Consider the following 14,390-nt stretch of genomic DNA (forward strand, 5'->3'; position numbering starts at 1 on the left):
AGAGAAGCCGATGAAAGGAATTCGTATGCGACGCTTCGCCCTTGCGCCGCTGGCCGGCGCCCTGGTGGTGGGGCTGCTGTCTACCCATGCTGCCCAGGCTCAGGCGCAATCCGCCGATGCCCTCTACTACCAGATCGGCGGCGCCTCGCCTTTCAGCGTCTCCGCCGGACGGGGCTACAACCCCAACAGCCGTGGAATTGGCATCAGCTGGAACATGAATGCCACCTGCGGCAACTTTGATATTGGTGCCACGGTCTCCAACCAGCTCAACGGTATCACCAACGGCTTCCAGAACCTGATGGGGACGGTGGTTCAGAACGCTCAGGGTGCCGTAGCCTCGCTGCCCGCCATGGTCATCCAGCGGGCCAACCCGGGGCTCTATGACCTGCTGAGCAACGGCGTGCTGCAGGGGCGGGTCGACTTCGACCGGGCGTCGATGTCCTGCCGCCAGATGTCCGAGCGCATGGCCGACATGGTCACCGGGCAGGGGTGGCAGCAGATGGCCGCGGCCGAGAGCTGGCAGAGTGCGGCCCAGTCCAACGCCGACGTGGTCGCGGCGCAGGAGCAGGTCGACCAGTCGGGCGGCAACCAGGGCGTGACTTGGGTGGGAGGCCAGCGCCGCGGCGGCCAGGATCAGGCGCCGATTCGCGTGGTGCAGGACACCGCCCGGGCCGGCTATAACCTGCTGCACGGCCGTGACGACACCACCAGCACGGCCCCCATTGGCGGGGGCGGTGGCGGCTGGGGGTCGGTAGCCACCAACGAGGGCTCCTGGATCGGTGGCGGTGGGTTGGGCGGCGCCTCCGGTGGGAGCGGTGGCGGCGCAGGGTCAGGTAGCGGGGCAGGGAGCTGCCTGGGCGGCATGTGCACGGTCTGGCAGAGCCCCGAGGAGGCCGCCGAGTGGACCCAGACGGTGATCGGCGAGCAGTCGATTCGTACCTGCGACGGCTGCGAGCGCAGCGAGACCCAGGCCGGCAGTGGCCTGGTCCGCGAGCTGGAGCGTGAACAGCAGGAGGTCTACGGCAAGCTCCTGAGTCTGGTCGACGGCAGCGAGCCGTTGACGCCGGAGAACCTGCGCCAGGTCTCCGCCGGTGACGGCCTTACCGTGTCCCGTGGGGTGATCGAGTCGCTACGCACCGATCCAGAGGCCTCGCTGCTGATCCACCGCCTGAGTGGCGAGATGGCACTGGCCCGGACGCTGACCAAGGCGCTGTGGGCGCGCCGGCTGCTGCTGGCCGGCAGCAGTGACCCGGGCATCGCCGACAACGAGCAGGGCATGTCGGCGCTGGATCGCAAGCTGGTGGCTCTGGATCGGGATATTGAGTCGCTGCGCTCCGAGATGGAGATCCGCCAGGCGCTGGGCAACAGTGCTGCCGGCATCGCCCTGGAACGGGCCTCCCGGCGCAGTCAGGGCGCCTCCCAGGGTGAGACCTTCCGCCCGGATGCGGCCCTGGATGGCCGTGGCCGCCCAGCCGGCGAGGAGGTCGGCGACTGATGGCTCGACGCGCTTTCTCCTGGATGAATCCGGCCCGCTGGCCGTCGCTGCTGGTCGCCATGGCGGTACTGATCGGAATGTTGCTGATTAGCGGCGTCATTCTATCTATCAGCGTGCGGCTGCTGGGTGGGCTCGAGGCCCACCATAGTGCCTGGCAGGCTGCATGGGCGTGGCTGCTGGCCTGGCGGCTGAGCCTCTACGCCGCGCTAGCCCTGGTCTGGTGGCGCAAGTTGCGCCCACGGGCGGTGGCACGGCTGCGCCAGGATCATGACGACGGCCGGCAGGCGCTCGCCAAGCTCCGGCGACTCGAGGTGATAGCGCTGGGCATCCTGGCCCTCATCGAGGTTACCAACCTGATCAATCGGCTGGGAGGTGCCTGATGGGAGGCCTGCTCACCGCGCCGCTGGTGGTGTTCGACTACTTCTCGAATGCCATGACGCTACTCGGCTGGATCATCAACAACGCCATCTGGAACGTCATGGTCGGCACCGGCATCGCCGCGGTGCCGTTCATTACCCTGGTTCTCTCCGAATGGTTCAAGGCCCGCCAGGAGGGCGACGAGGCCGGGACCAAGGGCATCTTGACGGTTAACCGCATCGAGACCCGGCTCTACGCCATGATCCTGGCCTATGCATTCACCTGTTTGCCGTTGCTGCAGGTCCAGCTGGCCACCGCCGATATCGACGAGAACCGCTCGATGGAGTGCGGTACTCGACAGTTCGCCTCTGGCGGCTGGTCCGAGGGAGCCTTCGGTGCGACCGAGAATAGTATCGGTGGCCGTCAGGCGCGGCTGCCGCTGTGGTGGGCGGGCGTGCATGCCGTCTCGCATGGGGTAACCGCGGCGGCCGTTCACGCTATTCCCTGCTCGACGGACTTCGAGTCCATCCGCATGGATCTGGACCTGCACAGCGTCGAAGACCCGGGGCTGCAACAGGAGATAGGGGAGTTTCAGCGCCAGTGCTTCGGTCCGGCGCGCAATCGGCTGCTGCAGGAGGGCGGCGCCATCGAGGCGACCCGCGCCATGGATGTGGACTGGATCGGCTCGAACTACTTCCAGACCACGCCCGGCTACTACGACAGCTTCTACGCCGGGCGGCCTATCACTGGCTTCCCCTACGATGCCAGCCGGGATGTCTCCCGACCCAACACCGGCCCGGGGATGCCGGGCTACCCCTCCTGCCAGGAGTGGTGGTCAGCCGAAAGCGTTGGCTTGAGGGCCCGGCTGCATGATGAGGTGAGCACGGGGTTCTGGGACGACTTCCGCAGCGTCTTCACCGGCAGTGACGCCGAGGACTACGTGATACGGCGCCTGGTTAGCCCCCGCTCGGGTGCGGCCAGCGGCAACCTGGATCAGGCGGTGGTGGGCTTTCGCGGCCTGGATGGCGGCAGTAGCTTCTGGGATGCTACCGTCACAGCCGGCTCCGCCATTGGCGGCACCCTGTCGATCCTGCCCTTCCAGGCCGGCATAGACATGCTCAAGCAGGCATTACCGATGGTGCAGGGCATCCTGGTGATGGCCATCATCATCTGCCTGCCGTTCGTGATGGTCATCTCAAGCTACAGCTTCAAGGTCGCCGGCATGGCCACCTTCGGGCTCTTCGCCATGTGGTTCCTGACCTTCTGGTGGGAGCTCGCCCGCTGGATCAACGCCAACCTGGTGGATCTGCTCTACCGCAGCGACGCCGCCAAGCTGAGCTGGCTCTCCGCCGCCAATAACCTATACGACCGCATGGTGCTGCAGTTCGTGGAGGGAATGATGTTTCTGGTGCTGCCGACGATCTGGATGGGAGTGCTGACTTGGGCAGGCTTGAAGGCTGGCGGTGCGATATCGAACAGCATTGGAGATGGCGGGGGCAAGAAAGCTCAAGGTGCAGGCGAAAAGGGCGGAGATAAGGCTCAGTCGGCACGATGAAGCCTATCCTCAATCCATTCTGTTACCGTCTTTGCCGTAGTAGCCGTAGCCGCTGCCAAAGTCCCCCCAGCCAAGATCCTGGTCCTGATCATTTTCCGCTGGCGGCTGGGAGGAGTGGTGGAGCATCCCCTGAGCCACACTGCCAGCCACCACCACCGCTCCGCCAGCCACCTTGCCGGCTCCCCGGGCGATACGCCGCCACCCCTCCTGGGTGGTGGCCGTTTGGGCAGTGGACTTGGCCACGCCAGTGGCGGAGTCGCGCAGCAAGCGTAGCGACTCTGCTGTACTCGCCTGGGTGTGCCAGCCGTCAGACCAGCCTTCCTGCTGCCCACCGTCGAGAGCCTTGCGAGCTGCTCGGCGGCCAGCGCTGCCGGTTCGGGTCAGAAGTGATTTCAGCGCCATGGGCGTCCCTCCCTTTCTACATCAGCCTTTTAGCATAGACATGACGAGAGGGAAGCTCCAGCGGGCTTAAGCGAGGGATGCGAGGTGCTCGATGGTCTCGGGGTACTTTTGAACCAGCCGGATGAGGGTCTTAGCCTGGGCATTGGGCTTGGCGCGCCCCTGTTCCCAGTTCTCCAGCGTCCTGGGATTGGTACGCAGGTACATGGCAAACACCGGGCGCGACATATGCAGCTTCTCGCGCAGCGCGATCAGCTCGCTGGCAGTGACGTCAGGAACCTCGTCCAGAGCAAGGGAATGTGAGCGCAGCGTACGCTTGCCCTGGCGCTCCGCGGCCAGAGCGTCGAAGCCCTCTACGAGCTCGTCAAAGATATTGCGGTCCATGGTCATGTCCTCGCGTTGAATCCTCCAAATCATACGTAACTTGCGTTCACTTTGTCTTGTCCCGCCAGTTTCTGCGGTTCCCTTCCATGTTCTGGCCCCATCGGTTGAGCTAAGCCAGCAACGAAGTGAAAGGGCCAAAGGACGGAAAGGGGTGAAGGGAAGGGGGCTCAAGGGGAAGGGGCTTGCCCCGAAAGGCAGAGCAGAGTGAGAACAGAAAAGGGAAAAGGCAAAGGGTTGCTGCCGGCGCGGCCTTACAAGCCCAAGGACAAGGCCAAGGCGGAGGCCGCGGTACTGCTGGTGGAGCGCTGGATCCTGGCTCGCCTGCGCCACCACACCTTCTTCACGCTGGCCTCGCTGAACCAGGCCATCCGCGAGCTGCTGGAGGATCTCAACCGCCGACCCTTCCAGGGCCGCGAGGAGAGCCGGCGCGATCTGTTCCAGGCCATCGACCGGCCAGTGCTGCGCGCCCTACCAGAGACGCCCTACGAGTACGCCGAGTGGCGCAAGGCCAAGCCTGGCATCGACTACCACCTCGACATCGACAAGCGACTGTACAGCGTCCCGCACAGCCTGGTTGGCCAGGTGCTGGAGGTGCGCCTGACCCACGCCATGCTGGAGGTGTTCCACAAGGGGCACCGGGTGGCGGCGCACCCGCGCCACGCGCCGGGGCGTTTCTCGACCCTGGCCGAGCACATGCCCAAGCGCCACCAGGCGCACCGCGACTGGTCGCCAAGCCGCTTCCTGGACTGGGCGAAGGACATCGGCGTCGCCACGCTGGAGATGACCCAGCGACAGCTTCAGGACCGCCCCCATCCCGAGCATGGCTACCGTGCCTGCCTGGGCCTGCTGCAGCTCAGCCGGCGCTACGGCAAGGCGCGGCTGGAGCAGGCCTGCGCGCATGCCCTGGCGATCCCCACCACCCGCTACGCCAGCATCGCCTCGATCCTCAAGCAGGGGCTGGATCAGCAGCCGATGCTGACCCTCCCCGAGGCGCTTGACGACCTGCCGCCCCACACCAACGTGCGCGGTGCCGAGTACTACCACTGACCCGAGGAGACGACCGATGATGACCCAGCCCCTGCTCGACACCCTGCGCCACCTCAAGCTGACCGGCATGCACGACGCCCTGGCTCACCAGCTCACCCAGCCGGACACCTACGACCTGCCGTTCGAGGATCGCCTGGGCATGCTGCTCGACCGAGAGGCCCTGCATCGCGATAACCGCCGACTCGACCGGCTACTGAAGGCCGCCAAGCTACGCGTCACGGCCTGCGTCGAGGACATCGACTACCGCCACCCCCGCGGCCTGGAGCGGGGCCGCATGGCACCGCTGACGAGCGGCGAGTGGATTGGCCAGTCACTCAACCTGTGCATCACCGGCCCCACCGGGTGCGGCAAAACCTGGCTGGCCTGCGCGCTGGGCAACCAGGCCTGCCGGCAAGGCTACTCGGTGCGCTACCTGCGGGTGCCGCGTCTGTTCGAGCAGCTGCGCATCGCCCAGGGCGACGGCTCTTACGCCCGGCTGATGGGCCAGCTGCAGAAGACCGACCTGTTGATCCTCGACGACTGGGGCATGCAGAAGATGACCGCGCCGCAGCGCCAGGACTTGATGGAGGTGATCGAGGACCGGCACGGCCGGGGCTCGACGCTGATTGCCAGCCAGCTGCCCATCGAGCACTGGCACGACTACATCGGTGCCGCGACGGTGGCCGACGCCATTCTGGACCGGCTGCTGCACAGCGCCCACCGCCTGACACTCAGAGGAGAATCGATGCGCAAGAGCGCCGCCCCGCAAGCGGCAGAAGTTGACCCATCGTGACCGGTCAGCTTACAAAACCAGAGCCAGCGAGAGAGGAGTGAGCAAATCGGTCACGATCCCCGGAATGACCGGTCACGTTCGTCGGAATACGCAACTGGTTCTAGATGGCAGTGTCGGGCGTCTTGATGGAGGGCTACTGGTGATAGGCCTGACTGCCTACCTGCTGTTCCTTTTCCGCCAGAGCCGTCGGGAACCATCACCGGAGAGCCGCGCCAAGCATGGCCCGATAGGCGCCAGGCTATTGAACAACCTGGCGTATGTGGTGGGAGGCTTGGGCATGCTGGTGCTGGGGTCGCGCTGGCTGGTGGACGGCGCCGTGGTCTTTGCTCAGTCGCTAGGCGTGAGCGATCAGGTAATCGGTCTGACCATCATCGCGGCGGGTACCTCGTTTCCCGAGGTAGTCACCTCGATCGTGGCTGCGCTGCGTGGGGAGCGCGACATTGCCGTTGGCAATGTGGTGGGAAGTAACGTGTTCAATCTCCTTGGCGTGCTGGGCCTGGCCGGGCTGCTGGCTCCCACCGGCATCGCCGTCCCCGAGGCCATGGCGGGTTTCGATATCCCGGTCATGAATGCCGTGGCCTTGCTCTGTCTACCGATCTGCTTCACTGGCGGGGTGATCAGCCGCTGGGAGGGTGGCGTTCTGTTAGCCTATTACCTGGCTTACACCCTCTACTTGATCCTGGCTGCCACACACCACGATGCGCTACCGGTCTTCAGCGTCACCATGCTGTTCTTTGCACTCCCGCTGACAGCCCTGACGCTGGTGGTACTGGTGTTACAGGAGCGCCACCGAGGAATACGGCCCTTATGACCACTATTTACCCCTGCCCGCGCCCGAAGTGGCCGGTTGGCCTGTCGGGCCGTGGGTGCTATCGACCAATTGCCAATGCCTTGACGTCATCGGCAGCCCTGTCACGCGCTCCATATCACGACGCAGTTGTGCTTCAACCAAACAGAAAAAACCGCTTCACTCAAGCGTGAAGCGGCCTTTTTTCCTCTGTCTGTAGGTCGAATTACAGAGTCATGAAGGGTGTTGCCTCCCCGTTCCGGAATTGGTAGACGTTCCAGTCTTCCTGCTTTGGGCCCGGCATCCCGGGGGTGCCGATAGGCATGCCGGCCAGGCCGATGCCATCGGTGTCAGGACGTTCCTCGAATAGTTTCTCCACGGCCACGAAGGGAACATGGCCCTCAATCACGTATTCACCCATCTCGATGGTGTGGCAGGCGCCGAGCCCGTAGGGCAGGCCGACGCGCTCCTTGACCTTGCCCAGCTCCACGTCATCGACGATGGTCACGCTGACACCGCGCTCCTCAAGCTGGCGGGCGTACTCGTCGCAGCAGCCGCACTGGGGATTCTTGTAGAGGGTGGCCTCGGTCGGCGATGCGGCCTGGGTGGTGCCGGCGCCCAACAGCAGCGCGGTGGAGAAAAAGAGGGTGGGGGCAAAGCGGTTCATGAGCGGTTCTCCTGGGTGTGACGGGAAACGAACAGGTATTTGACGAGGGCGGCAATGCCTAGGCCAAGCAAAAGCGTGACCGTCAGCGGCATCAGCCATCCCATCCAGCTCATTGAGTCCATGAAGGCGAAGCATTCGTTGCTGAACATAACAAGACTCCTGACGAACGTGCAGGTAAATCCGGTGGCAGGCGGATGGCCAGCATCACCGAGGCGTTGGATGCACGGTCAGGGTTTGGGAGGTTCGCGCGGGGGCGGGGCGATGAATTCGACCTTGGCTGGTCCGTCGGTGTCGGCCAGGGTATCGGGGGTGGCAGGAATGACGAGGGACGTCGACGCCAGGGCCGCGCAGCCGGCGCATTCGGGGTCGGCGTGATCGAACAACTCGACCTCAGCCGTGCTGCAGTCAGCGGCGCAGCTCTCCATGGCCGCCTGAGCGGTCAGGCCGGACACTGACAGCAGCACCACGAGCAGCAACGCCAGCAAGCGTCCTCCACGTGTGCGGTGCTGTGATCCGGTCGGTGCGGTCATGGTGATTCCCTCGACTTCCTTGCGTCATTCTGTGCCAGTCATCCGGTTGACCACCTTGACCCAGCGCAATAGGGAGCGAGATGGCTGAGCGATGCCCGCCAGGCGGCGGGCATCGGGTATCACTGCGGGTTGTTGTCGGAGGAAGGGTCCTGCTTCAGCTGCTCGCGCTGCTCATCGTTCAGCAGGTCCTGCATCCGATTACGCATGCGCACCTTGTCCGCCATCATCTCGCCCTGGAGGGTGGCCATCTGACCATGGAGTGCCTGGACTTCCTCCGGATCAGGACGCTCCGCCTGCATCAGCAGCATCATGTCGTCATGCAGGTTCATCATCTTGCCCATGCGTTCGAAGTGGGCGGAACGTTGCTCCCTGCGCATCTCGCGCAGGGAACTCAGCTGCTCCTCGTCGAGCATTTCGGCCATGCCGCCCATGTTCGCCATCATCGGACATGGCATCATTCCGCCTTGGCCGCCCATCATCATGCCGGGGCCCATGCCGCCTTGACTGCCCATCATCATGCCGGGGCCCATGCCGCCTTGACCGCCCATCATCATGCCGGGGCCCATGCCGCCTTGGCCGCCCATCATCATGCCGGGGCCCATGCCGCCTTGGCCGCCCATCATCATACCGGGGCCCATGCCGCCTTGGCCGCCCATCATCATGCCGGGGCCCATGCTGCCTTGGCCGCCCATCATCATGCCGGGGCCCATGCCGCCTTGGCCGCCCATCATCATGCCGGGGCCCATACCGCCCTGACCGCCCATCATGCCGCCTTGTTGCATGCCCTGACCCTGTTGCATACCTTGCGCAGAGGCGGCACCGCTGGTGACGACACCCATGCTGGCGGCCAGGGCGATGGCGAGAAGCTGCTTGTGCTTGATCATGTGCTGTACTCTCATCTTGCTGATGGTAGAGAAATCGCCTTACCCACCCCGGGAAGGCAGTCATGGCTTCAGTTATGAGCTTACAACCTATGGGTGGGCCCAATGTCAAGGTGTGATGTGGATTGACACTATTTTTTGCTTTGTTCAGCTTGTCTTCAGGTTTGTGCGTTACAAGTGAACTCCCCTGACTCAACTAAAAGAGGGTATATCATGCGCAAGACTCTACTGACGCTGGCACTCGGCCTCGCTACGACAGCTGCCTTCGCTGGTGCTGGGCACGGCGGCTCTCAAGCTGCGGTGAGCGATGCCGACATCGATCGCACCATTAGGCTCGAGGCGGGTGACATGTGGTTCAACGCCGAGAATCTCGATATCGCGCCCGGAGACACCATCAAGTTCGAAATCGTCAACACCGGCAACCTCGAGCATGAATTCGTAATCGGAGACGCCAAAGCACAGGAAGAGCATCGCGAAATGATGCAGGCGATGATGGGAAGTGGGGACGGCGGACATGGCGGTCATGGAGGCCATGACATGGCCGAAGGCGAGCATGGTGGCAGCATGCCGTCAGTGACCATCGCGCCGGGTGACACCGCAGAGCTTGTATGGACTGCCCCCCAGAATGTGGACGGGCTGCAGTACGCCTGCAACATTCCGGGCCATTATGAGGCAGGCATGTACGGAAATATCGATTTACAGGGGTAAGTTTTTTACATGAAACTGTTGCTTCTTGAAGATGACGACCTTCTCGCAGAGAGTCTGGCCGAAAGTCTGAAAGACAACGGTTACCGGGTTGACTTGGCCACTTCGCTGAAAGTGGCCAGGTCACTTATGGCAACCGAGCACTATGAACTGGTAATCCTCGATCTCGGTCTTCCAGACGGCTCTGGGCTGGATTTGCTCAAGAAGTGGCGTAAAGATGGATACGACCTTCCTGTTCTGATTCTGACTGCTCGAGATACCTGGGAAGATAAGGTCGTAGGTCTTGAAGAAGGTGCTGATGATTACTTGACAAAGCCCTTTCATGAGCCTGAGCTAATAGCCAGGATTAGAGCACTACTTCGCAGGAAGTTTGGCAGTACGTCGCATGAGCTTTCTCTCAATGGTATTACGTTGGATGAGGCAAGCCGATCTGTCAGCGTCAATGGGGGAGCTTGGCAGTCATTGACCGGAACTGAATTTGCCCTTATGCGCTATTTTATGCATCATCCTGATCGAGTGCTTTCTAAAGAACGCCTCCTCCAGCAACTTTACGCATTGGATCAAGATGCGGCGACGCCTAATATTATTGAAGTGTACATTGCCAGATTGCGACGTCATGTAGGGAAATCGTCGATACAGACTCGGCGCGGGCAGGGGTATGTCTTTGTTACGAATTGACCCACGGAGCCTGCGAATCCGCTTGCTGGGTTGGCTCTCTGGTATTGCCATCATCGTGACCGGAGCCACATGGCTGCTGCATGGTATCTTGCTTAAAGACCTGGCGCGCGATTTTCTCGGAGAGCGCCTGAAACGAGAAGCCGACCATGCGATTGAACAAGTCCAAAAGGATCATATTGCTACCCCCATCGTGCTGGATTCCGCGAGCCGTGGTTTTCAAGCCTTTCACCACCTGTACGTACTACGCTTAGGCAGCGATATCTCCTCTTCAGACCCACGTTGGGTGAAGGCACTGGACTTTTTGTTGGATGACACCAGTGATGATCTCGTGGAAGTCAGGGATGGTGAGCAACATTTATTGGTATATCGGCGGTCTTTCTCTTTGGAGGAAGAGCGTGGGGTGCTTCTTGTTGGTGAAGATTTTTCTCAGGTAGAAGCGGGGCTGCATGAGCTTCACTGGTGGGTAGCGGCTATTGCGGCAGTTCTGTTACTGCTCTTGGTGTTGCTGAATATTCTGGCGGTCAATCGAGGCTTGATACCTCTCTCACGACTCCGGGGTCAACTTGGAGAACTTCGAACTGGAGATCGAGAGCGACTATCCTTGGATGTTCCCTCTGAGCTAGATAGCTTGGTCATTCAGCTCAACCGATTCATGGATGAGATCGATAGTCGTTTGCAACGATCTCGCGACTCGGTAGCAAACCTGTCTCACGCACTCAAGACGCCGCTCGCGGCGGTGACCCAGGTGCTGCGAGGGACGCGTCCTATTGATGATACTCGTCGCCAGAAGCTGGTGCAGCGTCTCGAGGAGATTCACGCCCAACTGGATGCAGAACTTAGGCGGTCAAGGATTGCGGGACCAAACGCGGGGCGTATGTCTGATCTCCATCGTGATTGCACAAGGTTGATCGAGATGTTTCGAGGTCTTTATCCAAATATTAATTTCACCATGAGATTGCCAGAGGAATCCGAGAAACGAGTACCCATTGAGTCTCAGGATTTTTCCGAGATGCTAGGGATAGTGCTTGACAATGCTGGAAAGTGGGCTGGAAGTGAAGTGGATTGTCGTGTTGTGCTCGATGATTTCCTAAGGATTACCGTCGAGGATGACGGCCCTGGCGTTGCAGCAGATGACCTGCCACGCCTTGGTCAACGTGGCCGGCGGCTAGATGAAAGTCACCCCGGGTATGGTCTTGGCCTTTCCATTCTGGGGCAGCTCATGACGCGCTATGCCGGGAAAGTGAGGTTTGAGCCCAGTGCACTGGGGGGCTTGTGCGTGAGGATGGAGGTGCCCATCAAGGAATCTACCGATTAATTGCGCATTTTCAGGCCTGTTTCAGGTTCGTCAGTCAAACTGGCTCGCGTCAAACATGGACGGGAGTCACACATGGCAAACTCGCGCGTCATCACGCACCCGATGTCACGTCGTCAGATCCTCAAAGGCGGTGCGGCGCTTGGCCTTGGGTCGGCAGCGGCCCTTAGCCTACGTCCTAGCTGGGCCAACCCCTGGGGTCAGACCAATGTCTATTCCAAGGGAGTCGAAGAGGGGCCGGAGGTGTCGCTGGCCATCCGCCGCGAATCGATCCTGATCGACGGCAAGGAGGCACGCCCGATCAGCATCAACGGCACCAGCCCCGGGCCGATGATCCGGCTCAAGGAAGGCCAGGACGCCGTGCTGCGGGTCACCAACCTGCTCGACGAGCCCACGTCCATCCACTGGCATGGCCTGATCCTGCCGCCTGGGATGGATGGCGTACCGGGAGTGAGCTTTCCCGGCATCGCGCCGGGCGAGACCTTCACCTACCGTTTCCCCGTTCGCCAGAACGGTACCTACTGGTATCACAGCCACTCCGGCCTGCAGGAGCAGCTCGGCCATGCTGGCCCGCTGATCATCGATGCCGCCGGACGCGAGCCCTTCCGCTACGACCGTGAGCATGTGCTGCTGCTCACCGACTGGACCTTCGAGGACCCCATGTCGGTGTTCCGTAACCTGAAGACCGCCGAGGGCTACTACAACTTCCAGGAGCGCACCATCGCCGACTTCTTCGCCGACGTGCGTGAGGAAGGCTTTGCTGCCACCGCCGAGATGCGTGGTATGTGGGCGAAGATGCGCATGAGCTCTCGCGACATCGCCGACGTCACCGGCAGCACCTACACCTACCTGCTCAATGGTCATTCCCCCGAAGAGAACTGGACGGCGTTGTTCCAGGCCGGTGAGCGGGTCCGCCTGCGGGTGATCAACGGCTCGGCGATGTCCTACTTCGATGTGCGTATTCCCGGATTGAAGATGACCGTGGTGGCAGCCGACGGTCAGCCGGTGCAGCCGGTACCGGTCGACGAGTTCCGGATAGGGGTGGCCGAGACCTACGACGTGCTGGTCGCCCCCGAGGACGACACGGCCTATACGATCTTCGCCGAGGCAATGGATCGCAGCGGTTACGCCCGCGCCACCCTGGCGCCGCGCGAGGGCATGGCCGCCGAGATTCCCGAGCGTCGCAAGATTGCCGACCGCGGCATGGAGGCCATGGGTGCCCACGGCATGGGCAGCATGGAGGGCATGGACCACTCCGGCATGGGCGGCTCAGACATGCAGGGCATGGATCATTCCGGCATGGGCGGCTCAGACATGCAGGGCATGGATCATTCCGGCATGAATGGCTCGGACATGCAGGGCATGGACCACGCCAACATGCAGGGCATGTCAGGTGAAGAGAACAGGATGAACGCCAATGGCATGTTGGCGGCAGGGGCGGCTCAGCCTGGCTCTCGCTACGATCAGGCCGGTATCGGTATCGATCCCGGCGAGCGCCGGATGCTGGTCTACCGGGATCTCAAGGCCTTTACTCCCTGGCCGGACCGCCGTGAGCCTGAGCGTGAGCTGGAACTGCACCTCACCGGCAATATGGAACGCTACATGTGGTCCTTCGACGGCAAGAAGTTCAGTGAAGTGACTGGCCCCATTCACTTCAATAAGGATGAGCGCCTGCGCCTGATCCTGATCAACGACACCATGATGGAGCATCCCATCCATCTCCATGGCATGTGGATGGAGCTGGAGAACGGCCAGGGCGAGTTGATCCCGCGCAAGCACACCCTGAACGTCAAGCCGGGTGAGCGCGTCTCGGCGCTGATCACCGCTGACGCCGAGGGCAGCTGGGCCTTCCACTGCCATCTGCTCTACCACATGGATGCCGGCATGTTCCGGGTCGTCAAGGTTTCGTAAGGAGAAGGCATGAATAACAGAATCCCACTGACCGCCGCCGGTGTCCTGCTGGCCACGACAGCGTTTTCCGTCGCCCAGGCAGAGGACGGCTACGATGCTCCGGCCGGCTGGCCGTCACCGGTTGTGGAACACAATATGGGCATGGCACTGTTCGACCGGCTCGAGTACGTCGTGCCCGACAAGGGGGAAGAGGCCGTGGTTTGGGACTTCCAGGCTTGGTACGGCGGCGACGTCAACCGTGTCTACCTGAAGTCCGAGGGCGAGAACGTCCAGGGCGATGGCGAGGACGCCGAGTTCGAATCCCTGGAGCTTCTCTATAGCCGGTTGATCGCTGACTTCTGGGAACTCCAGGGCGGCATCGGCTATCAGGGCGGTGTGTTCTCGGACGACCATGCCGAACGCGGCTATGGGGTCATCGGCCTGCAGGGTGTGATGCCCTACGGGATCGAGACTGACGTGGCACTTCAGGTCAGCGACGAGGGAGACGTCTCGGCGAGTTTCGAGGGTGAGTATGACCTACGCCTGACCCAACGACTCTATCTGCAGCCACGTACCGAAATTGTCGTCGCTGCCAGCGAGGTCGAGGAGTTCGGTGTCGGCGAGGGGCTCAACTCCGTGCGTGCCGGTATGCGCCTGGGCTATCAGGTAACCCGGCGGTTCGCGCCCTACGTGGGTGGCTACTGGGAGAAGCAGTACGGGGATACCGCCGATCTCTCGCGTGCCGGAGGTGATGCCACGGAAGATACCGGTCTCGTAGCCGGGGTAAGGCTGATGTTCTAGCCATCCTTGTATGTCGGTGCTTGCGCCACCTTCCGGTGGCGTTTTTTTTTACCCTTCACCTACGTATATTCAGCTCTATTTCAAGTTGCACCACTATCATGACAGTGTCACCAAAACGGAGAGACCTCTC

17 protein-coding genes are annotated in these 14,390 nt (G+C 62.1%); 11 read left to right on the plus strand and 6 right to left on the minus strand.

Going from position 1 to position 14,390, the window contains the following annotated elements; translation table 11 throughout:
- Positions 1 to 10: 10 nt before the first annotated feature.
- Genes LWH48_RS18250 through LWH48_RS08985 form a run of 3 tightly spaced genes read left to right on the plus strand, consistent with a single transcriptional unit; the run spans position 11 to position 3,407 of the window.
- Positions 11 to 1,495 carry an integrating conjugative element protein gene (locus LWH48_RS18250; protein ID WP_269816162.1) on the plus strand — a complete coding sequence of 495 codons (1,485 nt, stop codon included), beginning with the start codon at positions 11 to 13 and terminating at the stop codon, positions 1,493 to 1,495.
- Positions 1,495 to 1,875, plus strand: coding sequence for a hypothetical protein (locus LWH48_RS08980; RefSeq protein WP_232912285.1), 381 nt, complete (start codon positions 1,495 to 1,497; stop codon positions 1,873 to 1,875). Before LWH48_RS18250 ends, LWH48_RS08980 begins: the two co-directional genes overlap by 1 nt.
- A complete protein-coding gene (locus LWH48_RS08985) occupies positions 1,875 to 3,407 on the plus strand; it encodes a conjugal transfer protein TraG N-terminal domain-containing protein (protein WP_232912286.1) in 1,533 nt (510 codons plus the stop codon). The genes LWH48_RS08980 and LWH48_RS08985 overlap by 1 nt, the downstream gene beginning before the upstream one ends.
- 9 nt (positions 3,408 to 3,416) lie before the next feature.
- Here LWH48_RS08985 and LWH48_RS08990 read toward each other — a convergent pair whose 3' ends face one another.
- Both LWH48_RS08990 and LWH48_RS08995 read right to left on the minus strand, forming a co-directional pair.
- The gene (locus LWH48_RS08990; RefSeq protein ID WP_232912287.1) at positions 3,417 to 3,809 is read right to left on the minus strand and encodes a hypothetical protein; all 393 of its coding nucleotides are present in this window, start codon (positions 3,807 to 3,809) and stop codon (positions 3,417 to 3,419) included.
- Between the two features lie 66 nt (positions 3,810 to 3,875).
- The gene (locus LWH48_RS08995) at positions 3,876 to 4,190 is read right to left on the minus strand and encodes a helix-turn-helix domain-containing protein (protein WP_232912288.1); all 315 of its coding nucleotides are present in this window, start codon (positions 4,188 to 4,190) and stop codon (positions 3,876 to 3,878) included.
- A 204-nt stretch (positions 4,191 to 4,394) separates the two neighbouring features.
- On the opposite strand from LWH48_RS08995, the gene LWH48_RS09000 reads away from it, so the two are divergent.
- The 3 genes from LWH48_RS09000 to LWH48_RS09010 are packed head-to-tail and all read left to right on the plus strand — an operon-like array spanning position 4,395 to position 6,820.
- Complete coding sequence (locus LWH48_RS09000) at positions 4,395 to 5,237, plus strand: Mu transposase domain-containing protein (protein ID WP_232912289.1); 843 nt, start codon at positions 4,395 to 4,397, stop codon at positions 5,235 to 5,237.
- A 16-nt stretch (positions 5,238 to 5,253) separates the two neighbouring features.
- Positions 5,254 to 6,009, plus strand: coding sequence for an IS21-like element helper ATPase IstB (gene istB / locus LWH48_RS09005; RefSeq protein ID WP_023007304.1), 756 nt, complete (start codon positions 5,254 to 5,256; stop codon positions 6,007 to 6,009).
- 37 nt (positions 6,010 to 6,046) lie between these two features.
- On the plus strand, positions 6,047 to 6,820 hold the full coding sequence (locus LWH48_RS09010; protein WP_200861427.1) for a sodium:calcium antiporter: 774 nt from the start codon (positions 6,047 to 6,049) through the stop codon (positions 6,818 to 6,820).
- 202 nt (positions 6,821 to 7,022) lie between these two features.
- On the opposite strand, the gene LWH48_RS09015 is transcribed toward LWH48_RS09010, so the two are convergent.
- From LWH48_RS09015 to LWH48_RS09030, 4 genes are all read right to left on the minus strand, one after another.
- Positions 7,023 to 7,463 (minus strand): DUF411 domain-containing protein, encoded by a 441-nt coding sequence (locus tag LWH48_RS09015; protein ID WP_232912290.1) that lies wholly within the window; start codon positions 7,461 to 7,463, stop codon positions 7,023 to 7,025.
- Positions 7,460 to 7,612, minus strand: a complete 153-nt coding sequence (locus LWH48_RS09020) for a hypothetical protein (protein WP_023007307.1) — start codon at positions 7,610 to 7,612, stop codon at positions 7,460 to 7,462. Before LWH48_RS09020 ends, LWH48_RS09015 begins: the two co-directional genes overlap by 4 nt.
- A gap of 78 nt (positions 7,613 to 7,690) precedes the next feature.
- Positions 7,691 to 7,948 (minus strand): hypothetical protein, encoded by a 258-nt coding sequence (locus LWH48_RS09025; RefSeq protein WP_232912291.1) that lies wholly within the window; start codon positions 7,946 to 7,948, stop codon positions 7,691 to 7,693.
- A gap of 164 nt (positions 7,949 to 8,112) precedes the next feature.
- Positions 8,113 to 8,877: a Spy/CpxP family protein refolding chaperone gene (locus tag LWH48_RS09030; RefSeq protein WP_232912292.1), complete on the minus strand. Its 765-nt coding sequence runs from the start codon at positions 8,875 to 8,877 to the stop codon at positions 8,113 to 8,115.
- 210 nt (positions 8,878 to 9,087) lie between these two features.
- Here LWH48_RS09030 and LWH48_RS09035 point away from each other — a divergent pair, with 210 nt between their 5' ends.
- The 5 genes from LWH48_RS09035 to LWH48_RS09055 all read left to right on the plus strand — a co-directional run bounded on the left by LWH48_RS09035 (position 9,088) and on the right by LWH48_RS09055 (position 14,260).
- A complete protein-coding gene (locus LWH48_RS09035) occupies positions 9,088 to 9,582 on the plus strand; it encodes a cupredoxin domain-containing protein (RefSeq protein WP_232912293.1) in 495 nt (164 codons plus the stop codon).
- Positions 9,583 to 9,591: 9 nt separating this feature from the next.
- Entirely contained in the window at positions 9,592 to 10,257 is a 666-nt protein-coding gene (locus LWH48_RS09040) for a response regulator (protein ID WP_232912294.1), read from the plus strand.
- A gap of 22 nt (positions 10,258 to 10,279) precedes the next feature.
- Positions 10,280 to 11,572: an ATP-binding protein gene (locus tag LWH48_RS09045; RefSeq protein ID WP_232912295.1), complete on the plus strand. Its 1,293-nt coding sequence runs from the start codon at positions 10,280 to 10,282 to the stop codon at positions 11,570 to 11,572.
- Between the two features lie 72 nt (positions 11,573 to 11,644).
- Positions 11,645 to 13,480, plus strand: a complete 1,836-nt coding sequence (locus LWH48_RS09050) for a copper resistance system multicopper oxidase (RefSeq protein ID WP_232912296.1) — start codon at positions 11,645 to 11,647, stop codon at positions 13,478 to 13,480.
- A 9-nt stretch (positions 13,481 to 13,489) separates the two neighbouring features.
- The gene (locus tag LWH48_RS09055) at positions 13,490 to 14,260 is read left to right on the plus strand and encodes a copper resistance protein B (protein WP_232912297.1); all 771 of its coding nucleotides are present in this window, start codon (positions 13,490 to 13,492) and stop codon (positions 14,258 to 14,260) included.
- Positions 14,261 to 14,390 lie beyond the last annotated feature (130 nt).

This window comes from Halomonas sp. G15 (genome assembly GCF_021282295.1).
Taxonomy (GTDB): domain Bacteria; phylum Pseudomonadota; class Gammaproteobacteria; order Pseudomonadales; family Halomonadaceae; genus Halomonas; species Halomonas alimentaria.